The organism is Catenuloplanes nepalensis (assembly GCF_030811575.1).
Lineage (GTDB): Bacteria > Actinomycetota > Actinomycetes > Mycobacteriales > Micromonosporaceae > Catenuloplanes > Catenuloplanes nepalensis.
This window is the reverse complement of record NZ_JAUSRA010000001.1, coordinates 3,268,645-3,288,418: the sequence shown is the minus strand read 5'-3', so window position 1 is coordinate 3,288,418 and position 19,774 is coordinate 3,268,645. Positions and strand designations below refer to the sequence as shown.

Genomic DNA, 19,774 nt, shown 5'->3' with positions numbered 1-19,774 from the left:
GGGCGGGTCGGCACCGCGTCAGGCCGGATAATCGGCCGTATGACAGACAATCTGCACGGCTTCGTCGTCGTCCAGCACGGACAAACCCTGATCGAGCGGTACGGCGAGGGCGACGACTTCGCCTGGGACCGGCCGCTCGGGCACGTCGTCTTCGACGCGGGCACGCTGCACGACGTGCGGTCGGTGACGAAGAGCGTGGTCGCGCTGCTGTACGGGATCGCGCTCGCCGACGGGCACGTGCCGGAGCCGTCCGCGCCGCTGCTGGCGAGCTTCCCCGAATATCCGGACCTGGCCGCGGACCCGGCGCGGGCGCGGCTGACCGTGGCGCACGCGCTGACCATGTCGCTCGGACTGGAGTGGCGGGAGGAGATCCCCTACTCCGACCCGGCCAACGGCGAGATCGCGATGGACATGGCGCCGGACCGCAACCGCTACGTCCTGGAGCGACCGGTGGCCGGCCCGCCGGGCGAGCGGTGGGCCTACTCCGGCGGCGCGTCCGCGCTGCTCGGCCACCTGATCACGGCCGGGACCGGGCGGCCGCTGCGGGACTACGCGCGGGAGCGGCTGTTCACGCCGCTCGGCATCGGGACGTTCGAGTGGATGGCGGCGGAGGACGGCGTCTTCTCGGCCGCGTCCGGGCTCCGGCTCACCGCGCGCGACCTGGCCCGGGTCGGCGAACTGGTGCTGGCCGGCGGCGAGGGCGTGGTGCCGTCGTCGTGGCTGACGGAGATGCTGACGCCGCGGCTCACGGTGGAGTGGGGCGACGGCTACGGCTACCAGTGGTACCTCGGGTCGGTCGGCGGCCGCGCCGCGCCGTCCGCACTCGGCAACGGCGGCCAGCGGCTGGTCGTGCTGCCGTCGCTGTCCGCGGTCGTCGCCATCACGGCCGGCAACTACGACGACCCGGAGCAGTGGCGCCTCCCGGACCACCTCCTGAACGACGTCGCCCTGCCCGCCCTCACCTCGGCCACCCACCTGCCCTGACCCCCGTCGCCCCGTCGTCCCGTCGCCCCGGTCGTCAGAACGACATGGGGACGCCCCGATCTTGGAGGGGTGCGGCGTTGTCAGGCGATCGGGGCCGGGACCGGGACGAGGGTCTCGTCCACGACGGATGCCGGCTCCGCGGCGGGCGTCGTGCGGCGGCCGGGGAGGAAGAGGGCGATGATCGTGCCGGCTGCGACCACGAGGCCGCCGACCGTGATGGCCGGCACCAGGCCGTCGACGAAACCGGCGGCGCTGGCGTAGTCGCCCTGGGAGGAGAAGACCGAGGCGAGGACCGCGACGCCGACCGCTACGCCCAGCTCGCGGATCGTGTTGTTGGTGCCGGAGGCGACGCCGTGCTGGGACTCGTCGACGCTGGCCAGGACGAGCGTGGACATCGGGGCGAAGGTCAGGCCCATGCCGATGCCGGCCATCGCGAACGCGCCGACCAGCTCGCCGTAGGAGACGGTGGCGGTGGAGGCGGCGGCGATCCAGAGGATGGCGGCGGCGAGCAGGGCCTGGCCGAGGACGATCAGCGTGCGGGCGCCGACCCGGTTGACGAGCAGGCCGGCGATCGGGGCGACGACCATCGGGGCCATCGTCCAGGGCAGCGTGCGGAGGCCGGCGGCGAACGGGTCGAGGCCCTGGACGATCTGGAAGAACTGGGCGAGCAGGAAGACCGAGCCGAAGACGCCGACCGAGAACGCGAACGCGACCGCGCTGACCACGCCGAAGCCGCGGTTGCGGAACAGGCTCAGCGGCAGCATCGGGACCGGGTTGAGGCGCTGCCAGACCAGGAAACCGATCAGCAGGGCCGCGCCGCCGCCGAGCATGGTGAGCACGCGGGCCGAGGTCCAGCCGTGATCCGGGCCGTCGACGACACCCCAGACCAGGGCGAGCACGGCGGCGGAGGAGAGGATCAGGCCGAGCAGGTCGAGACGGCGCGCGCCACCGCGGGACTCGCGGAGCACGGTCGCGGCCAGGACCAGCGCGAGCACGCCGACCGGCACGTTCAGCCAGAAGATCCAGTTCCAGTCGAGGCCCTCGACGACCGCGCCGCCGACCACCGGGCCGACCGCGACGCCGAGACCGCTGATGCCGCCCCAGATGCCGACCGCGGCGTTGCGCATCCTCGACGGTACGGCCGCGGCCAGCAGCGTCAGCGACAGCGGCATCACGGCGGCGCCGGCGGTGCCCTGGATCGCGCGGGCGGTGGTGAGCATCCACGGCTCGGTCGCCGTCGCGCAGGCCGCGGAGGCGAGCGTGAACAGCGCGATGCCGGCGAGGAAGAGGCGCTTGCGGCCGATCCGGTCGCCGAGCGCGGACGCGGTGAGGAGCAGCGCGGCGAACGGCAGCGTGTACGCGTTGACGAACCACTGCAGGTCGGTCAGGGACGCGCCGAGCTCGTCCTTGATCACCGGCAGCGCGGTGGTCACGACCAGGTTGTCCAGCGTGACCATGAACATCGGTATGCCGACCGCGGCGAGGACCGCCGCGAGCGGGCGTGTCGTGGCGCTCATGTCCGTACCCCCGGGAAGTTGTTATTGACTGATAACTAGCCTCGAGGGGAATGTAGTTATCGACTGATAACATGTCAACCATGACTGTCAGGACCCGGCTCACCGCCGCCGAGCGGGGCGAGCAACTGATCGCCGCCGCGGTCACCGCGTTCGCCTCCGGCGGTTACGGGGGCACCACCACCGACCAGATCGCCCGGCTCGCCGGCGTCACCCAGCCCTACGTGATCCGGCTCTTCGGCTCGAAGCAGCGGCTGTTCATCGCGGTGATGGACCATGTCTGCGACCGCATCGAGGCCACCTTCCGGCAGGCCGCCGCACACGGCACGGGCATCGCCGCGCACGAGAACACCACGTTGCTCGGTGAACCCGCCACGCATGGGACGATCGCCGCGCACGCGACCACCGCCGCGCAGGCAGAACCCGCCCCGCACAGAACGAGCGCCACGCGCGCGAACACCGCACCGCATGGGAAACCCGGCGCGCGCGAGACGAGCGCGGCACACGGGGCCATCGCGGCGCACGGGAAGTCCGCCGTGGGCGAGACGAACGCCGCGGCGGGAGGCGCGGACACGCCGGCGCGCCGGGCGGACACCGCGACGCTCGGCGGTGCCTACATCGAGTTGCTGGCCGAGCGGGACCTGCTGGCGGTGCTGCTGCACGGGTTCAGCGCGTCGGCGGATCCCGAGATCGGTGACGCGGTGCGGGCCGGGTTCGGCCGGATCTACGACACCGTGCGCGAGCTGACCGGCGGATCAGCGGAGGACCTGCACGCGTTCATGGCCAAGGGCATGCTGTGCACCGTGCTCAGCGCGATGCAGCTGGCCGGGCCGGGTGCGGTCCCGGCACCGCCGTGGGCGGCCGAGCTGATGGCCGGGTTCCGTCCTCAGTAGACCCAGATCGGCGTGCCGACCGGCATCTCGCCACTCTTCCACACCCAGTCCATCGCGGCGATCGACAGGCGCGCGCAACCGTGCGACGCCGGGTATGGCGGGATGCTGGTCGCGCCGTGCACCGCGACCCCGCCGTTGAAGTACTTCGGCCGGTAGAGCGGGCCGAGCGGCCCGTACCGCCAGTCGTCGATCTGCCGTCCGACCCGGAACTTCCCCGCCGGTGTGTCCGCGAGGTAGCGCCGCCCCTGGTAGTGGTAGTGCTCGTTGGACCCGGTCGAGGTGTTGAGGATCCGGGTGACCGCGCCGTCGTCGACCATCATCAACAGTTGCCTGTCCAGGTCGATCTCGACCCTGTGCCCCTTGCGGCTCCGCGCGGCCGGTCGCACGCCGCCGGCCAGCGCGGCCAGGGTCTCGTCGTCGGCCCGGCCGGTGCGCTCGATCCCGGCCGCCTTCTGGACCGCGTAGACCGCCTGCAGCGTGAGCGCGCCGAACCGTCCGTCGGCCGGCCCGTTCCAGTAGCCGAGCGCGTCCAGCCGTCGCTGCAGCGCCACGACCTCCGGCCCGCTCTCGCCCCGCTTCAGCACCCCGTCCTTGCCCGCGGTGGGAATGCCGCTCGGCGTCACCCCGGGCGCCGGCACCACCGTCTGACCGGGCGCGGGAATCCCGGACGGCGCGATAGTTCCGGTAGGCGCAGGAATCGCGGACGACGCGAGAGTGCCGGACGGCGCAGGAATCCCGGACGGCGCGGCGGTGCCGCCCGGCATCGACGTCGAAGCCGGAGTGGACGGACCGGCGGAACCGGCCGGCGGCGCGGCCGGCGTCGGCGCGCCGGTGAACCGTGGCGTGACACTCGGCAGCGCCGGTGTGCCGGTCGCGGCACCCGGCTGCGCGACCGGTGTCTCCGGCCCGCCGCCGCATCCCGCGGCCATCGCGACCGCGATGCCGAGCACCGCCACCCGCCGCATCCCCCGCTGCCCCGTCATCCCGCCATTCTCGCTGATCAGGGCGCTTTCAACCCCCGAACACCCCGAAAGCCATCAACGGTACGGCAAACCCGCCCGCCACCCCGCCCGCACTCCCCCGGCCCGGCGGCCGGCGTGCGCACTCATGATCATGACGTAGGGGTGGCCGGACACACGGGAGGGTGGGGCGCACGGGTTCAGACGGCATCGGCGGACGATCACGATCGAGGTGGCCGGCGCCGAACCCGGCGAGGTCGTCGCCGCTTCGCCCGAGCCGTCCGCGCTCATCGGGACCGCGGCCGGCGACGCCGGAGTGACGTCCGGCGCACCGTCGCGTCCGGGCCCGAACGGCGGCACGGCGGCACGGCGGCACGGCGGCACGGCGGCACGGCGGCGCAGACACGGCGGCGCACCGCCGTGCGGTTCGACGGCGGCGCGGCCGGTGGCGACCGTGTATAGGGTGGCCGGACGATCGAGGAGGCGACCAGGGTGGGCTTCAGGCGAATGCGGCGGACCGTCGAGATCCCGGTGGGCGGCGCGACGCCCACCGAGATGATCGCCACCGTGCGGGAGCGCTCCGCCCGGCTGCGGGAGAGCAGGGGGCTGTCGTTCCGGGTCTCCGACTCCGGCCGGGTCCGCGCCCGGATGCCGGCTTTCCCGTCGACCCACCCTTCGCCGTACCTGGCCGCGCGGATCGGCCCGCGCGGCCAGGGCACGGTCGTGACCGGCCGCATCGTCGAGTCCTGGATCGTGCTGTTCTGGGTGTCCATGTACTACGGCGCGGCCGCTATGGTCGGGCTGCCGATGCTCCCGCTGCTCGCCTTCGTCACCGGCTTCGACAATCCGGTCCCCTACGGGTTGCTGGTGTTGGCGGCGGTGCTCGGCTGGTGCGGGTTCGGGGAGAACCGGCAGCGTCACCTGTCGTTCGCGGTCGAGGCCGACCAGCTGGATCGGGCGCTCCGCCCGTTGTTCGCCCCGCCGAAGCACCGCCCGCGCGACGACCCGTCCCGCCACCGGCCCCGCCGCGGCACCGCGCGGTGATCGAGGCCGACCTGGACGACGCCCGATCGCGGAAGCGGACGTCGCGCTAGCCGGCCGCGGCGGCCGCGAGTTCGTCGCGTAACGGGAGGCGGTGCTTGCGGCGGATCTCGGCGAGGTGGAAGGCGTGGCGTTCCTCGTCGGTGGTCAGTTCCAGCGGCGGGATCGGGCGGGGCTTGCCCTGCTCGTCGACCGCGATCATGACCAGGTGCGCGGTCGCGACCACGGTGGGCGGCACCGCGCGGTCCCAGCGGTCGGCCGTGCAGCGCACCGCGACCTCCATTCCAGGGCCGAGCGACATGATCAAAATACCGGCTCTGGATCTCGTCTCGGCGTGTCGGCAACACCACGGTGAAGCTCAGACCGTGTCCTTCGCCGGGAACAGCGGGTGGCCGGTGGTCACGTCGACGTGGGTGGGCACCGGATCGTGCCGCTCCCCCACGGTCGACGTCCCGGACGGCTCGAACATCAGGATCGCGGCACCGTCCGGTGCGGACGGCCGGTGCTCGGTCCCGGCCGGCACCACGAAGATCTCGCCGCGGCGCAGCACCACCTCCCGTTCCGGCGCGTCGCCGGTCTCGCGCAGCGCGATGTGGAAGACGCCGTCGAGGACCAGGAAGAACTCGTCGGTACGGGCATGCGCGTGCCAGACGTGCTCGCCCGCCACCTTGGCGACGCGCACGTCGTAGTCGTTCACGCGGGCGGCGATCCGCGGGCTCCACAGCTCGTCGAAGCCGGCCAGCGCGGTCATCAGGTCGATCGGTTGTTCGGTCACCCGATGATCCTCGCGGGCCGCACGGCTCGCCGAGAAGTGCTATGAATCGCACATGCCGAAAGGATCCTCGCACCGAGTCGCCATGATCGTGGATGACGGTTCCAACCCGTTCGAGCTCGGCGTCGCCACCGAGCTCTTCGGCCTGCGCCGCCCCGAACTGGACCGGCCCTGGTACGACTTCGGCCTGTGCGCGGCCACCCCCGCGGTCCGCATGCACGACGGGCTGTTCACGCTCAGCGACGTGGCCGGCCTGGACGCGCTCGACGACGCGGACACCGTCATCGTGCCGAACCACCCCGACCCGCGCACACCGCCGGCCGACGCGGTCGTGGCCGCGATCGGCCGGGCCGCGCGCCGCGGCGCCCGCATGGTCAGCTTCTGCACCGGCGCGTTCGCGCTGGCCGCGGCCGGGGTCCTGGACGGCCGCCCGGCCACCACGCACTGGCGCTGGGCCGGCCTGTTCACCACCCGATACCCGCGGGTCAGCCTCACACCCGACGTACTGTTCGTCGACGACGGCGACGTGCTCACCTCCGCGGGCAGCGCCGCCGCACTCGACCTCGGCCTGCACCTGATCCGCCGCGACCACGGCGCCGAGATCGCGGCCGCGGTCAGCCGCCGGCTGGTCTTCGCCGTGCACCGGGACGGCGGCCAGCGCCAGTTCATCGACCGGCCGGTGCCGGCCGTCCCGGACACCTCGCTCGCGCCGCTCATCGAGTGGGCGCAGCAGCACCTGGACGAGCCGCTGACCGTCGCCTCGATGGCGGCCCACGCCGCGGTCAGCCCGGCCACGCTGCACCGCCGGTTCCGCGCGGAGCTGGGCACCACGCCGCTGGCCTGGCTGACCGCCGAGCGCGTGTCGCTGGCGTGCCGCCTGATCGAACGCGGCGAGCAGCGCCTCGACGTCGTGGCGCGCACGGCCGGGCTCGGCACCGCCACGAACCTGCGCCTGCTGCTGCGCCGGCACACCGGCCTGAGCCCGAGCGCCTACCGCCTCCGGTTCGGCGCGGGCGTCACGACCAGATCAGGTGCTGCTGACCGAAGCGGCTGACCCGGGCCTCGAGGACGCCGCGACGCCGGGATCGAGAAGTCGCTGGCCACGTTGACCGACTCCGCCGCGGACGTCCCCCGGTACCTGCCGCTGGCCGGCGCCGCCTCCGCCGCGCCGGGACCTGAGCCCACGCGTCGGCGGAGGTGGTCGCGGCCCGCCGGTCACAGCGGGCCGCGACCACCCGGTCAGACACCCGACCGATCAGAAGTACTGGAGGAACCAGCCCTGAGGGTCCTTGAAGCACGGTGTGGTCTCGTATCCGCGAGCGTCGTACAAATCCCGGACGATGTTGCACTGCTCCCACGTCTTGTACGGCCCGAGGAGCGCCAGGAGGTGCACGGTGCCGTCCCGCTCGGCTCCGCCGTGCTCACCGGCAGAAGCCGAGGCCGGGGAGAGTGCGCCGCCCACCAGCGCGAGACCAGCGGCGAGCGCGACGGTGGAGAGTGCGAGCGCGGCGCGCCGCACGATCCGCCGGTAGGGCCGAAGCCGTGTCGTTGCGGTAGCCATGGTGCCTCCTAAGGGTTGAAGAGGTGGCTCGGGCACGATCTCAGACTCGGCTGTCCTATCCCCGTCGGCCCACCGACCGTGACATGAATATCTGTCGATGCAAAGGCTGCGGTAGGGGGCTGAACGACCACCACCGTGCATGCTCCGCCGTCGATACCCTTCGGGAAATCCGCTTCCCGGGGAGGGTGTGTGCACATGGGACGGTTTCCGCGCCGCGCCATGGTGATCTCGTTGCTGTTGCCGGTGATCGGCACGCTGGTGCTCGGCGGGATCGGCGTCGCGATCCTGGCGGGCTGGTTCGGGCACGAGGGCCGGGCCACCACGGTGGTGACCGGGCGCGGTGACGCGATGCGCAACGGCGGCGAGATCACCGAGCGGATGGACGTGTGGTGGGAGGACGCGGACGGGGAGGGGCACGAGGCGCGGTTCCGGGTGCCGGGCGGCAGCACGCTGGAGTCCGGGCCGTTCGACGTCCGCTACGACCCCGCCGATCCGGAGGGGATCGCGTTCCCGGCCGGTGCCGAAGCCGAGCTGGTGCACGCGCCGTCGCCGCCGTGGTGGGTGCTGCTGTTCGCGGCACCGTTCGCGCTGCTGGCCGGTGGTGTCGCGTGGGCGTGGCGGCGCCGGGTGGAGGCGGCGCGGCTCGCCGCCGGGCGGCCGGGTGTGCCGTACCGGGTGGTGCCGATCGTGTTCGAGACCGCCGCCGGCATCGGGCGGTCCCGGACGGTCGATTCGGGCCTTGGCACGCTGCTCGTCCCGCCGGACGTGCCGTTCGACCCGGACGCCTGCCGGGTCGCCGGGCCGGTGCCCGAGCTGCCCGGCGCGCGCTGGCAGCATACGATGTGGAGCCCCGGCTTCGGCTGCCTGCGGCCGGGGCAGGAGGTCACCGCGCACGTCGGCGAGGGCAAGGGCGGCCGGGCCGTGCTGGTCACCGGCGACGGGACGGTCTGGCCGGTGAGCCGGCTGCGCGAGGGCCCGGTGCCGGGGCTGGCCCGGGTGTCCGGGACCAGCGCGATCAACAGCCGGGTCAGCCCGGGCAAGGACTACCTGCTGGCACCGCTGGCCGGCATCTTCGTGGCGCCGGTCGCGTTGGCCACCCCGGGCTTCGTGCTGCTGCTCCCGCTGGTGATCCTGTTCGGCTTCAGCATGACGATCGCGGTCTGGGCCTTCCGCGGCGGCATCCCCGCCGACCACTGACGCGCCCGCCGCAGGATCGCTGTCTCCTGAAATTGCCAGCGCGGAGCGCCCGGCTGCTTGATCGACTCCACCGCACGTCGATCTCCGAGGCTCAGCGATCAGCCCGACCTCACGCCGCCGCAGGCGACGGACCTGAGCCCACGGCTCCCGCGACACGTGCCTGACCCGCCGCGGGACTCACGCGCCCGCAGGCCCCGCGCCTACCCCAGGCCGCGTAGCCGCTGAGTCTCCTGACCTCTTTTGGCTGACGCCGCGCAGGCGTGGAACTCCTGTGATTCCTGGAGGCTTGTTCAGCGCCGCCCTCGACAGACCGCGCGGCCTGCGGCAACGCGGTGCCGGTTCGCTGCGCCGAATAAGCCTCCAGGGTGTCGAGGCACTTTCTCCGGTCAGCCTTCGGCGTTCAGGAGAGCTGCGGCCCGCGCTGTGGCCGCTACTGAGCGGCTCGGCGCCAGGTCTCGACGCGTCCTGGCCGGGCGCTCTCCGCCCGAAATATCATCACTTACTGACCTTCCTAGAGGCTTATTCAGCGCGGCGACCTCACGCCGCGTCGCCGCAGGCCAGCACCGTCGGGGCGCAGCGCGCTGAATAACCCTCCTAAGTCGAGGTTCGAGCGGCGGTAGCCGTCCGGGCGCTACGCGCCCGAAATTTCACGCTATAGGCATTCGCCGCTGCGGAGCGCCGCTCACTCTGACGCCGAAGGCTCAGTATGGCCGGGGCCGGGAGGCTTATTCAGCGCGGCGAGCCGGCACCGCGTTGCCGCAGTCCGGGCGGCCCGACGAGGGCGGCGCTGAATAAACCCCCCGGGGAGTTGATCACGTGTCGCAAATCGTTGTTATCCGCCGCTTCAAACAACGATTTGCGACACGTGATCGCTTTCAAGAGTCACCGCCGCCGCCTTTGGAGTGATATTTCGGACAAAGAGGCTTATTCAGCGCAGCGAACCAACGCCGCGTTGCCGCAGGCCGGGCCGCCTGACGAGGGCGACGCTGAATAAGCCTCAAGGAGGCCTATTCAGCACAGCGAACCGGCACCGCGTTGGCGCAGGTCAGCGAAGTCGATGCGCATCGCGCTGAATAGCCCTCAAGGCTTCAGTGGCAACAGCCCGACCGAGCCACCAATAATACGAAATATCCGGGCGCAGCGCCCGGATTGTCTTTGCGGTCGCCGGGACCTCGATGCCGACGCCAGTAAATCTCGACATTTCGGCACCGGCCCAACCGCGCCGCCGAACCAGCGGAAGTAGAGATGAGCGCCCGGCTGGTCAGCGCGCCGAAACCCTGAAGCCGAACGCTCAGTAAGCGGTGCGGCTCCCCGTGATCAGGTCGTCCCCGATGCCGTCTGGCGGCATCGGGGACGACCTGATCACGAAGTGGAGATCAGCGGGTGAAGCGCTCACGGCGGACGGACGGGCGGCGGCCGCGGATCAAGCTGTGCTGGAGCGCGTCGATGATCATGTCGGCGGCGGATTCCGGAACCTCGACCAGGGAGAACCGGTCGGTGATCTGGATGGCGCCGATCTCGCGGGAGCTGATGCCGGACTCGCCGGCGATCGCGCCGACCAGGTCCTGCGGGCGCAGTCCGGCGCGCCGGCCGAGGCCGACGAACAGGCGAGCCACGCCGGAGTCCGACGAATGGTTCCGCGCGGGCCGCTCCCGGCCGCGGTCGCCCGGCCGGCCGTCCCGGTCCCCACGGCCGTCCCGGTCCCCTGGACGGCTGTCGCGGCTGTCCCGGCCGCCCGGGCGGCCGTCGCGGTCTCGGGGGGTGCGCTCGCGCGGCGGCGCCGGCGTCGGGATCTCCTCCTCGTCCTCGTCGCCTCCGGCCGCCTCGTGCAGCAGTTTGATCGCGGCGAGGGCGACGTCCTCGACGTCGTGCTCGCCGGTCAGCGATTCGAGCACGACCCGGAACCGCTCGAAGTCGTCGGCCTCCAGGCCGGCCTCCAGCGACGCGCGGGTCAGCTCCAGGCGCCTGGCCCGCAGGTCGGTGACGGTCGGCAGCTTCTCCAGCGTTATCCGCTGGCCGGTGAGCCGCTCGATGGCCTTGAGCATGCGCTGCTCGCGCGGTTCCGCGAGGGTGATCGCGCAGCCCTCGCGGCCGGCCCGGCCGACTCGGCCGATGCGGTGCACGTACGCCTCCGGCGCGACCGGCACGTTGAAGTTGATCACATGGGTGAGCTGCTCCACGTCCAGGCCGCGGGCGGCCACGTCGGTGGCGACGAGCAGCTCGGTGGTGCCGGCCCGCAGCCGGCTCATCACCCGGTCGCGCTGGTCCTGGCTCATCCCGCCGTGCAGCGCCTCCGCGCGGTAGCCCCGGCCGTTGAGCGTCTCGGTGACCTGGTCGACCTCCTCGCGGGTGCGGCAGAAGACGATCGCCGCGGTCGGCGCCTCCACGTCCAGGATCCGGCCGAGCGCGGCCGCCCGGTACGGCCGGGCCACGATGTAGGCGCTCTGCCGGACCAGCGGCATCTCGCCCGGCTCGACCGTCTTGCGGCCCATCGTGATCCGCACCGGTTCGCGCAGGTGGCGGCGGGCGATCGCGTCGATCCGCGGCGGCATGGTGGCGGAGAACAGCACGGTCTGCCGCTCGGCCGGCGTCTCCGCCAGGATCGCCTCGATGTCCTCGGCGAAGCCCATGTCCAGCATCTCGTCGGCCTCGTCGAGCACGACCGTGCGCACGTCGCCGAGCTGCAACGTGCCCCGGTCGATGTGGTCGAGGACCCGGCCGGGCGTGCCGACGACCACGTCGACGCCGCGGGCCAGCGCCGCCAGCTGCCGGCCGATCGGCTGCCCGCCGTACACCGGGAGGACGCGGACGCCCAGCTCCTTGCCGTACCGGTGGACGGCCTGGGAGACCTGCTCGGCCAGCTCGCGGGTGGGGACCAGGACCAGCGCGCACGGTACGGTGTCTCGCCGGTTCGCGTCCAGGCCCTGCAGCAGCGGCAGCGAGAACGCGGCGGTCTTGCCGGTGCCGGTCGCGGCCTGGCCGACCAGGTCGTTGCCGGCGATGATCGGCGGGATGGCCTCGCGCTGGATCGGGGTCGGCTCCTCGTAGCCGAGGGTGGTCAGCGCGCGGAGCAGTTCCACGCGCAGACCCAGCCCGGTGAAGCCTGCCTCGGTGTCCAACGGTTCGTGTTCCATGAGGTCAACGATATGAGACCTGCCGCGGCGTACCCGCGATGGGGTGTTTGTTTGTCAGTTGTTGAAGGTGTTGAGGAACGTGAGCAGATCGCTGTTGAGCCGGTCCTTGTGCGTGTCCGTGATGCCGTGCGGCGCTCCGGGGTAGACGATCAGTTCCGCGTCCCTGATCAGCGCGGCGGAGGCCTTGCCGCCGACCTCGAACGGGACGACCTGGTCGTCGTCGCCGTGCACGACCAGCGTGGGCACGTCGAACGCGGCCAGGTCGGGGCGGAAGTCGGTGGCGGAGAACGCGGCGATGCACTCGTACGCGTTGCGGTGCCCGGACGCCATGCCCTGCAGCCAGAACGAGTCGCGCATGCCCTGCGAGACGTCCGCGCCGGGCCGGTTGTTGCCGAAGAAGGGGCCGTCCGCGAGATCGCGGTAGAGCTGCGACCGGTCGGCCAGCGAGCCGGCCCGCAGACCCTCGAAGACCTCCAGGGGTACGCCGCCCGGGTTGTCGTCCGTGCGAAGCATCAGCGGCGGAACCGCGGAGACGAGCACGGCCTGCGCGACCCGGGCGGTGCCGTGCCGGCCGATGTAGCGGGCGACCTCGCCGCCGCCGGTGGAGAAGCCGATCAGCGTCGCGTCGCGCAGGTCGTACGCCTCGATCACGGCGGCGAGGTCGTCCGCGTACGTGTTCATCTCGTTGCCGTGCCAGGTCTGGGTGGACCGGCCGTGTCCGCGACGGTCGTGCGCGATCACCCGGTAGCCGTTCGCGGCGAGGTGCAGCGCCTGCGACTCCCAGCTGTCGGAGTTCAGCGGCCAGCCGTGGCTGAGCACGACCGGCCGGCCGGCGCCCCAGTCCTTGACGTAGATCTGGGTGCCGTCGGGCGTGGTCACGAACGTCATGGTGCTCCCTGTGTGCGTGGTGCGACTGCATCAATGCAATCAGCGGTACGCGTGGGAGACCACGCAGGAACTTACGCAGAAAGCTCCGCGCGCGCCTCGGCCTCGTACTTGTGGTAGCCGGAGATCTCCATGTGTTCGAGCGCGCGGATGAGGTCGTCGCGGCCGTCCGCGCCGAGCGCGTTACGGGCCCGGCCGCGCACCAGGTGGGCGAGGCTGAGAAGGCTGTTCCCGCCGAACTCGGTGGCCAGCGGCAGCGCCCGCTCCGCCTCGCGCAGCGCGTCCGGCCAGCGGCCGGCCCTGGCGAGCGCGAGCGCGGCGAACGTGTGCGCGCCGGTCCGGGCGCCGAGCGCGGGCTCGGGTGCGACCGGACGGCGGCCGAGTTCGCGCAGCGTGGTCCGGAACGACTCCAGCGCCTCGTCGTAGCGACCGAGGTCGATCAGGACCACGCCGATGCGCTGGAAGAGCTGCACGTACGAATCGTGGTCGCCGGCCGCGTCAGCCAGCGGCACGGCGCGGCGGACCGCGTCCAGCGAGCGTTCCGGCGCGCCGGCGCGCCGCCAGGACTCGGCCGCGTACTGCAGGGCCCACGCCTGCTCGCGCAGGTCGCCGAGCGTGACCGCGACGTCGTGCGCCTCCATCGCCAGCCGGGCGCCCTCGTCGGTGCGGTGCACGCAGGTGGCGGCGGCCCAGGCGAGATAATTGAGGTGGGTCACCTCCTGCCGGCGGTCGGGCAGCCGAGCGGCCGCGGCCCTGGACAGGCCGAACACCTCGTACCAGCCGGTCCAGTAGTGGGTGCGGTCCGAGTACCAGTGCATCGCCTCGGCCGTGTCGACGACGAGCTGATCGTCGCCCGCGGCGGCCAGCACGCGCAGCGCGCCGAGCCAGTTCTCCGCCTCCAGCTGCAGCCAGGCGGCCGCGTCGTCCTGGGACGGCAGCGGGACCAGGCCGGTCCAGCCGTCCGGCGGTGCGCCGTAGCCGGGCTCGAACCAGCGGCCGGCGACGATCGCGGTCTCCAGGATCCGCCGGGACATGGCCTGCTCGGTCGCGGCCCGGGCGCCGGCCGACTCCTCGCGGCGCAGCCGGTCGCGGGCGAAGAGGCGGATCAGGTCGTGGAACCGGTAGCGGTCCGGGCCGGCGGGTTCGAGGAGGCCGAGCTCCTCCAGCTCGTCGAGCGCGTTCAGCAGGTCGTCGCCGCGCTCGGTGCCGCCGTCGTGATCGGCGTTGCGGCCGGTGCCGCCACCGGGACCGGCGTCGCGGCCGGGACCGCGGCCAGGGCCGGAGTCGCGGTCGAGAGCGTGGCCAGAGCCGGAATCGCGGTCGGGGCCGGGATCGCCCGTGAGTAGCGCGGCGATCGGGAGGCCGAAGTCCGGGCCGGGGACGTGACCGAGCCGGCGAAACAGCGCCCGTCCGGCGTGGGAGACCTGCGCGTGCGAGAGCGCGAACGCGGCCTCGACGGACGTGTCGCCCGCGGTCAGCGCCGCGAGCCGCCGGTCCTCGTCGGCGAGCCGGGCGACCAGGTGGCCGACGGTCCAGGCCGGGCGGCTGGCCAGCCGGGTCCCGGCGATCCGCAGCGCGAGCGGCAGGTGGCCGCACAGCCCGGCGACCGTGCCGACGTCGGCCGCGGAGGCCGGGTCGGCGGCCTGCCCGGCGATCCGGGCGAGCAGCGCGGCCGACTCGTGCGGTGCCAGCGGCGCGAGCGGGAGGCGTAGCACGCCCTCCAGGCCTGCCAGCGCGCGCCGGCTGGTGATCAGCGTCAGGCTCCGGCCGTCCCCCGGAAGTAGCGGGCGGACCTGGGCCTCGTCGGCCGCGTCGTCCAGCACCAGCAGGCAGCGGCGGTCGCGGAGCGCGTCGCGGAGCTGGCCGGCGCGTTCGTCGTCGTCGCCGGCGATCCGGCGCGGCGCGACGTCGAGCGCGCGCAGCAGCCGCATCAGCGCCTCGCCCGGCGGCAGCGGCCCGGATTCGGCGCCGCGCAGGTCGACGTGGAACCGACCGTCCGGGTACGCCTCGGCCAGCTCCCCGGCGGCGCGCAACGCGAGCGCGGTCTTGCCGAGCCCGCCCTGCCCGTGCACGACCACGACCGGCGCGGGGCCGGTCCCGTCGGTGGCGGCGTGGGCGCGTACCCGCCGGATCTCGTCGTTCCTTCCGACGAAGTCGGTGATCGCGCGAGGCAGGTCGTGTGTGCGGGGGCGCCCGTCGGTACGGGCTGGGACATCGCCGGCCAGCGCGTCCGCACCGGCGCCGAGCGCGGCCGCGAGCGCGGCGCGGGTGCGGGCCTGCGGTGCCCGGCTGTGCCCGCGCTCCATGTCGCTGATCGCCCGCGCGCTCACGCCGGACGCCTCGGCCAGCTGCTCCATGGTGAGCCCGGCGGCCTGCCGCAGCGCGCGCAGCCGGGCCCCGAACGATTGATCCGGCACGGTCATGTTCTAACAGACGCCTCCGCCGGGCCGGCCGGGCGCGCGGACCGGGCGACGTCGGTCACGGCGACCCGCGCCGTCGCCGGCCGGCCTTCCGGTGATCGAGGCCTCCCTCACGTCGTTCCGACGACGGGAGGGAGGCCTCGATCATGGGTCACCGGCGCGTTCGCCCGGCCACCGAGAGCTTGAGAGAGGCCCGGCCCGGGGAACCCACGGTCAGGCGCCGAGCATGGCGCGGCCGGGGAACGCGTCGTCGTGCGGTAGCGCGAGGAAGTAGCCGCCGCCGAACGGCAGCGTGTAGCGCTCCAGCGCCTCGCCGGCCAGCCGACGCTGCACGGTGGCGAAGCCGTGCTCCGGGTCGCGCTGGTAACTGATGAAGATCTGCCCGGCGTCGGACTCCCGGTGGTACGAGTAGCCGCGCCGCAGCATGCGCGGTGGCTCACCCGGGTTCGCGCGGCGGATGTGCGCGTCCAGCCCGATCACCCGTCCGTCCGGGTCGGCGGCGTGGTCCGGCCGGTCGGTCTCGTGCACCCGGCCGAGCGGCGCGCCGGTGCTCTTGGACCGGCCGAACACCCGCTCGTGCTCCTGATCGGTCTCCCGGTCCCAGGTCGGCATGGCCAGGGCGATCAACCGCACCACCTGGTACGTGCCGCCCACGCACCAGCCCGGCTCGCCGTCGTCCGGGCCGATCCAGACGACCCTGTCCATCAGCGCGGCGTCGCCCGTGTCCGGGTTGCCCGAGCCCTCCCGGAACCCGAACAGGTTGCGCACGGCTCCGTCCGGCGACGGCGGGTGGTGCCCGGCGATCCGCCACCGTTCGTGCGTGCCGGGTACCGGCGGGGACAGCGGCGCCGCGACCGCGTCGGCCGATTCGCCGGAGACCTGCACGAGCAGGTCGCCGTGGCACCAGGCCGGGTCGAGCACGTCGGCCCGGAACGCGGGCATCGGGGCCAGCCGGCGCGGCGCGGACAGGCCGAACCGCCCGTCGAAGAGCGCCGCACCGACCGCGACGGTGGCGGTGGCGCGCGGCAGCCGGTCGCCCAGCTCCCGAAGCACGCTCTCCAGGCCGGGCCGGCCGGGCGCGGTGACGTCCAGCGCGAGCAGCACGGTGGCCGGGCCGACCGGCGCGAGCACCGCCTCCAGCCGCGGCTGCGCGGCCTGCTTCCGGGCCGGGGGCGCCGCGGCCGGCGGGGCGGAGCAGGCGCTCGCCAGGCCCGCCGCACCGATCGCGGTGAGGAGGGCCCGGCGGCTGAGGTCACCCGTCACGGTGCCGGGATGATCTCGGGGGTGAACAGCAGACGGTTCGGCGAGCTGCGCAGCGTGTCGGCGCGCAGCGCGTTCGGCGTGGAGTTGTTGATCAGCAGCGTGGTGATCTGTGCCGGTGTCGCGGACGGATACACCGACAGGATCAGCGCGACCGCACCCGCCACGTGCGGCGACGCCATCGAGGTGCCACGCAGCGCGCGGGTGGCCCGGTCGGTGGCGTTGTGCGCGGACTTGATGCTCTCGCCGGGCGCGAACAGGTCCAGGCAGGTGCCGTAGTTCGACCCCGGGTCCGGCGACCCCCAGCCGGTCGCGCGCTCGCCGATCGTGTTCATCGCACCGACCGTGATCGCGGAGGCGAGCCCGGCCGGGCTGTACGCGCACGCGTCCAGGTCGGAGTTGCCGGCCGCGACCACGTACGTGATGCCGGCGTTGATCGACGCGGCGATCGCGTTCTCCTCCAGCAGCGACTCACCGCCACCGAGGCTCATGTTGACCACGGCCGGCCGCACCGCGTTCTGGGTGATCCACTCGACGCCCGCGATGATCTGGCTGACCGTGCCGGTGTTGTTGCAGCCCAGCACGCGCACGGAGACCAGCTTCGCCTTCGGCGCCAGGCCGTAGGTGGTGCCGCCGACCGTGCCGGCCACGTGCGTACCGTGGCCCTGCTCGTTGCAGTCCTGGCCGTTCCAGCCGTCGCCGATCGCGTCGAAGCCGACGCTGGCCCGTGTGCCGAACTGGGTGTGCGTGGTGCGCACGCCGGTGTCCATGATGTACGCGGTGACGCCCTCACCGGCCTGCGCCGGGTAGCTGTAGGCGTCGTCGAGCACGGTGGAGCGCTGGTCGACCCGGTCCAGGTTCCAGATCGGGTACCACTGGGTGTCCGCGCCGCGCACGATCGCGTCCGCCTCCACCCGCGCCACCCGCGGGTCAGCGGCGAGCCGGGCCGCCTGCTCCTCGGTCGCGGTGACGACGAAGCCGGTCATCGTACGGGCGAACGTCCGGCGGACCGTGCCGCCGTACGCCTTCGCGACCGACGAGGCGGCCGACGCCACGGACGCCGTCCCCACCGTGGCCTTCAGCGCCACGATGTACTGCCCCTCGACCACCTCGGCCCCGGCCGGCGCGAACACCGGCCCAGTCGCGGCCGGCGCGGCCTGCGCGGCACCGCCCGTCGCGGCGACCAGCAGCGCCGCCGCGACCACACTCACCATCGATCTCACGTACGTCCTCCCCCGTGTCGGCGGTGTCCGGCCGCCGCGGCCGGACACCGTGCGTGTTACGTCGTCAGGTCGCCGTCACGGTGAGCCGGAACGGCACGCCCTGGTCCTCGTGCATCAGGTTGAGACCGGCCGAGCCCGCGCCGAGGTGCCAGCGCGCCGCCTCGACGGCTTCCGCCTCCTCGTCCGGGAAACCGTCGTCGCCGTACATCCCGCGGAAGTCGGTCGGGCCGAGCAGCTCTTCGGCTGAGGCCAGCATCCGCGCGAAGCGGATCGCGAACTCCTCGTAGAGGAAGTCCTCGTCGTCGGTGTCCGGCTCGACCAGGTCGACGGTGGTCTCGATGATCGCCGTCCCACCGCCGTGGTAGGTCGTCTCGATCTCGCCGAATGTCCAGCGCTGCAGTCCCGCGCTGCCGAACTCGGCCTCGGTCCAGCCGGCCGCGGCCAGCCGCTCCGGCAGCTTCGCCGGTGCCGGCAGGCGCGCCACGTCGGCGAGGGCGCACAGCACCGCGCGGGCCTCGGCTGTCACCGCTGTCCCCTTCCCGTGTGACGTCGTCCGCCGGTCTGTCGCGCGGAACCGGTCATGGCATCCGCTCGATCGTGGTCAGCGCCAGTGAACTGTCGCCGTCGTCCGCCGGAAGCCAGTACCCGGACGCGACCCGGTACCGGTCGGCGACGAGGTTCACGGGCAGTCCGTCCGCGTCGTGCACCTCCGGGCCGTACCGGGCCGAGTCGAAGAGCAGACCTGGCCCGCCGCACTGCCACTCGGTGACGCGTTTCCGCTCCAGCCGGGGCAGCACCTCGCGCGCCCGGTCGACCGGCGAGGTGCGGGTGCCGTGCGCGAGCACCTGGACCAGCAGCCCGAGGTCGGGCAGGAAGGTGGTGGGCGCCTTGCCGTTGGCCAGCACGAGCGCCTCCACCCCGGCCACGTCGACCGGTTCCGCGTAGTCCTGCACCAGCTCGCTGACCCGCCAGTACTCCGTCTCCTCCTCGTCCACCTCGTCGTCGCCGCCGGGCCCATAGGACCCGGTCCACGACGGCACCGCGTCGTACGGCAGCAGGATCAGCGGCCCGCCGAAGGACTGCACACTGCGCATGGTCGTCATCAGCTGATGCTCACCTCGGCTCTCGGTGCCAGACTGCGCAGCTCTGCGAGGTCCCGCTCGTCGAAGGAGCACCCGATGAGCCGGACCTCGCTGAGTGACGGGATCGCGCCGAGCGTCGCCAGCGACGTCAGCCGGACAGCATGTGAGATCCAGACGCGCTCGATCCGGCTCGACGCGAGTGCCGCCAGGTCGAGACCGCCGTGCGGGCGGTCCTTCGACGTCATCAGCCGCACCTCACGCAGACGGCTGAGGCCGGTGAGCGGATCGATTCCGTTCACCGACACCCGCTGCGTCTCCAACGTCTCCAGATCCGCGCAGTCCTCGATGCCGTGCAGCGTGGCCTGCTGACCACGGCCGTCGAGCCGGATGCCGGTGAGCGACTTCGCGCCCGCCAGCCGCTGGCAGTCCGGCGCCCGCCACTGCCCGAGCTGCAGGTCCCGCAGCCGTGGCCACCGGATGGCGACGTCGATGCCGTCGCGGTCAGTGAGAGTGAGGCGGGTCAGGTGCGGCTGAACGACCTCCGGCACCGGTGCCCGTGCGCCGGTCACCAGCGAGAGCTCCTCCAGTGTGTCGATCGTGAACGCCTCCGTGTCCCGGCGCAGCCGCTGCTCGAGCGCGAACATCCGCAGTCCGGGCAGGCCGTGCAGCAGCGTCAGGTCGTCCGGCGTCCAGGACCGGCCGGGTACCAGGACCAGCCCGTCGTACCCGCCGCGCCGGAAACGCTCCGGCGCGGCGACCGACCACGGGCCGTCCATGTCCCCGTACCACCTCAGGATCCGAAAGTCGGCATCCGGCATCGTCGCGTCTCCTCGAGCTCCGACGGAACAG

General features: G+C 73.1%; 18 protein-coding genes. 5 read left to right on the top strand and 13 right to left on the bottom strand.

What is annotated here, in order from left to right:
- Nucleotides 1-39: 39 nt before the first annotated feature.
- Nucleotides 40-984 carry a serine hydrolase domain-containing protein gene (locus J2S43_RS13965; RefSeq protein ID WP_306829444.1) on the top strand — a complete coding sequence of 315 codons (945 nt, stop codon included), beginning with the start codon at nucleotides 40-42 and terminating at the stop codon, nucleotides 982-984.
- An 80-nt stretch (nucleotides 985-1,064) separates the two neighbouring features.
- Here J2S43_RS13965 and J2S43_RS13960 read toward each other — a convergent pair whose 3' ends face one another.
- Nucleotides 1,065-2,501 carry a DHA2 family efflux MFS transporter permease subunit gene (locus J2S43_RS13960; RefSeq protein ID WP_306829443.1) on the bottom strand — a complete coding sequence of 479 codons (1,437 nt, stop codon included), beginning with the start codon at nucleotides 2,499-2,501 and terminating at the stop codon, nucleotides 1,065-1,067.
- Nucleotides 2,502-2,581: 80 nt separating this feature from the next.
- Here J2S43_RS13960 and J2S43_RS13955 point away from each other — a divergent pair, with 80 nt between their 5' ends.
- Complete coding sequence (locus tag J2S43_RS13955; protein WP_306829442.1) at nucleotides 2,582-3,391, top strand: TetR/AcrR family transcriptional regulator; 810 nt, start codon at nucleotides 2,582-2,584, stop codon at nucleotides 3,389-3,391.
- On the opposite strand, the gene J2S43_RS13950 is transcribed toward J2S43_RS13955, so the two are convergent.
- A complete protein-coding gene (locus J2S43_RS13950) occupies nucleotides 3,385-4,374 on the bottom strand; it encodes a L,D-transpeptidase family protein (protein ID WP_306829441.1) in 990 nt (329 codons plus the stop codon). The genes J2S43_RS13955 and J2S43_RS13950 overlap by 7 nt on opposite strands.
- Before the next feature lie 468 nt (nucleotides 4,375-4,842).
- Between J2S43_RS13950 and J2S43_RS13945 the strand changes: the two genes are divergently transcribed.
- Complete coding sequence (locus tag J2S43_RS13945) at nucleotides 4,843-5,394, top strand: hypothetical protein (RefSeq protein ID WP_306829440.1); 552 nt, start codon at nucleotides 4,843-4,845, stop codon at nucleotides 5,392-5,394.
- Between the two features lie 46 nt (nucleotides 5,395-5,440).
- On the opposite strand, the gene J2S43_RS13940 is transcribed toward J2S43_RS13945, so the two are convergent.
- On the bottom strand, nucleotides 5,441-5,692 hold the full coding sequence (locus tag J2S43_RS13940; RefSeq protein WP_306829439.1) for a hypothetical protein: 252 nt from the start codon (nucleotides 5,690-5,692) through the stop codon (nucleotides 5,441-5,443).
- A 57-nt stretch (nucleotides 5,693-5,749) separates the two neighbouring features.
- Nucleotides 5,750-6,166: a cupin domain-containing protein gene (locus tag J2S43_RS13935; RefSeq protein ID WP_306829438.1), complete on the bottom strand. Its 417-nt coding sequence runs from the start codon at nucleotides 6,164-6,166 to the stop codon at nucleotides 5,750-5,752.
- Between the two features lie 82 nt (nucleotides 6,167-6,248).
- Here J2S43_RS13935 and J2S43_RS13930 point away from each other — a divergent pair, with 82 nt between their 5' ends.
- Nucleotides 6,249-7,217: a helix-turn-helix domain-containing protein gene (locus J2S43_RS13930; RefSeq protein WP_306829437.1), complete on the top strand. Its 969-nt coding sequence runs from the start codon at nucleotides 6,249-6,251 to the stop codon at nucleotides 7,215-7,217.
- A 201-nt stretch (nucleotides 7,218-7,418) separates the two neighbouring features.
- On the opposite strand, the gene J2S43_RS13925 is transcribed toward J2S43_RS13930, so the two are convergent.
- Nucleotides 7,419-7,724, bottom strand: a complete 306-nt coding sequence (locus tag J2S43_RS13925) for a hypothetical protein (RefSeq protein ID WP_306829436.1) — start codon at nucleotides 7,722-7,724, stop codon at nucleotides 7,419-7,421.
- A gap of 195 nt (nucleotides 7,725-7,919) precedes the next feature.
- On the opposite strand from J2S43_RS13925, the gene J2S43_RS13920 reads away from it, so the two are divergent.
- Nucleotides 7,920-8,921, top strand: coding sequence for a DUF4381 domain-containing protein (locus J2S43_RS13920; RefSeq protein ID WP_306829435.1), 1,002 nt, complete (start codon nucleotides 7,920-7,922; stop codon nucleotides 8,919-8,921).
- Between the two features lie 1,376 nt (nucleotides 8,922-10,297).
- Here J2S43_RS13920 and J2S43_RS13915 read toward each other — a convergent pair.
- From J2S43_RS13915 to J2S43_RS13880, 8 genes are all read right to left on the bottom strand, one after another.
- On the bottom strand, nucleotides 10,298-12,055 hold the full coding sequence (locus J2S43_RS13915; RefSeq protein ID WP_306829434.1) for a DEAD/DEAH box helicase: 1,758 nt from the start codon (nucleotides 12,053-12,055) through the stop codon (nucleotides 10,298-10,300).
- Between the two features lie 54 nt (nucleotides 12,056-12,109).
- On the bottom strand, nucleotides 12,110-12,943 hold the full coding sequence (locus J2S43_RS13910; protein ID WP_306829433.1) for an alpha/beta fold hydrolase: 834 nt from the start codon (nucleotides 12,941-12,943) through the stop codon (nucleotides 12,110-12,112).
- 71 nt (nucleotides 12,944-13,014) lie between these two features.
- Entirely contained in the window at nucleotides 13,015-15,357 is a 2,343-nt protein-coding gene (locus J2S43_RS13905; protein ID WP_306829432.1) for an ATP-binding protein, read from the bottom strand.
- A gap of 216 nt (nucleotides 15,358-15,573) precedes the next feature.
- Nucleotides 15,574-16,623 carry a Dyp-type peroxidase gene (locus tag J2S43_RS13900; RefSeq protein ID WP_306829431.1) on the bottom strand — a complete coding sequence of 350 codons (1,050 nt, stop codon included), beginning with the start codon at nucleotides 16,621-16,623 and terminating at the stop codon, nucleotides 15,574-15,576.
- The gene (locus J2S43_RS13895) at nucleotides 16,620-17,834 is read right to left on the bottom strand and encodes a S8 family peptidase (protein WP_306839273.1); all 1,215 of its coding nucleotides are present in this window, start codon (nucleotides 17,832-17,834) and stop codon (nucleotides 16,620-16,622) included. Before J2S43_RS13895 ends, J2S43_RS13900 begins: the two co-directional genes overlap by 4 nt.
- A gap of 73 nt (nucleotides 17,835-17,907) precedes the next feature.
- Nucleotides 17,908-18,369: a hypothetical protein gene (locus J2S43_RS13890; RefSeq protein WP_306829430.1), complete on the bottom strand. Its 462-nt coding sequence runs from the start codon at nucleotides 18,367-18,369 to the stop codon at nucleotides 17,908-17,910.
- A gap of 52 nt (nucleotides 18,370-18,421) precedes the next feature.
- Entirely contained in the window at nucleotides 18,422-18,946 is a 525-nt protein-coding gene (locus J2S43_RS13885; protein ID WP_306829429.1) for an Imm21 family immunity protein, read from the bottom strand.
- Nucleotides 18,946-19,743, bottom strand: a complete 798-nt coding sequence (locus J2S43_RS13880) for a hypothetical protein (RefSeq protein WP_306829428.1) — start codon at nucleotides 19,741-19,743, stop codon at nucleotides 18,946-18,948. Before J2S43_RS13880 ends, J2S43_RS13885 begins: the two co-directional genes overlap by 1 nt.
- Nucleotides 19,744-19,774 lie beyond the last annotated feature (31 nt).

What these genes read in the sequence shown, in the direction of transcription:
- J2S43_RS13925 (WP_306829436.1), bottom strand. Translation starts at nt 7,724, where the DNA reads ATGGCTACCGCAACGACACGGCTTCGGCCCTACCGGCGGATCGTGCGG.
- J2S43_RS13880 (WP_306829428.1), bottom strand. Translation starts at nt 19,743, where the DNA reads ATGCCGGATGCCGACTTTCGGATCCTGAGGTGGTACGGGGACATGGAC.
- J2S43_RS13950 (WP_306829441.1), bottom strand. Translation starts at nt 4,374, where the DNA reads ATGACGGGGCAGCGGGGGATGCGGCGGGTGGCGGTGCTCGGCATCGCG.
- J2S43_RS13910 (WP_306829433.1), bottom strand. Translation starts at nt 12,943, where the DNA reads ATGACGTTCGTGACCACGCCCGACGGCACCCAGATCTACGTCAAGGAC.
- J2S43_RS13920 (WP_306829435.1), top strand. Translation starts at nt 7,920, where the DNA reads ATGGGACGGTTTCCGCGCCGCGCCATGGTGATCTCGTTGCTGTTGCCG.
- J2S43_RS13885 (WP_306829429.1), bottom strand. Translation starts at nt 18,946, where the DNA reads ATGACGACCATGCGCAGTGTGCAGTCCTTCGGCGGGCCGCTGATCCTG.
- J2S43_RS13955 (WP_306829442.1), top strand. Translation starts at nt 2,582, where the DNA reads ATGACTGTCAGGACCCGGCTCACCGCCGCCGAGCGGGGCGAGCAACTG.
- J2S43_RS13930 (WP_306829437.1), top strand. Translation starts at nt 6,249, where the DNA reads ATGATCGTGGATGACGGTTCCAACCCGTTCGAGCTCGGCGTCGCCACC.
- J2S43_RS13940 (WP_306829439.1), bottom strand. Translation starts at nt 5,692, where the DNA reads ATGTCGCTCGGCCCTGGAATGGAGGTCGCGGTGCGCTGCACGGCCGAC.
- J2S43_RS13895 (WP_306839273.1), bottom strand. Translation starts at nt 17,834, where the DNA reads ATGGTGAGTGTGGTCGCGGCGGCGCTGCTGGTCGCCGCGACGGGCGGT.
- J2S43_RS13915 (WP_306829434.1), bottom strand. Translation starts at nt 12,055, where the DNA reads ATGGAACACGAACCGTTGGACACCGAGGCAGGCTTCACCGGGCTGGGT.
- J2S43_RS13965 (WP_306829444.1), top strand. Translation starts at nt 40, where the DNA reads ATGACAGACAATCTGCACGGCTTCGTCGTCGTCCAGCACGGACAAACC.
- J2S43_RS13960 (WP_306829443.1), bottom strand. Translation starts at nt 2,501, where the DNA reads ATGAGCGCCACGACACGCCCGCTCGCGGCGGTCCTCGCCGCGGTCGGC.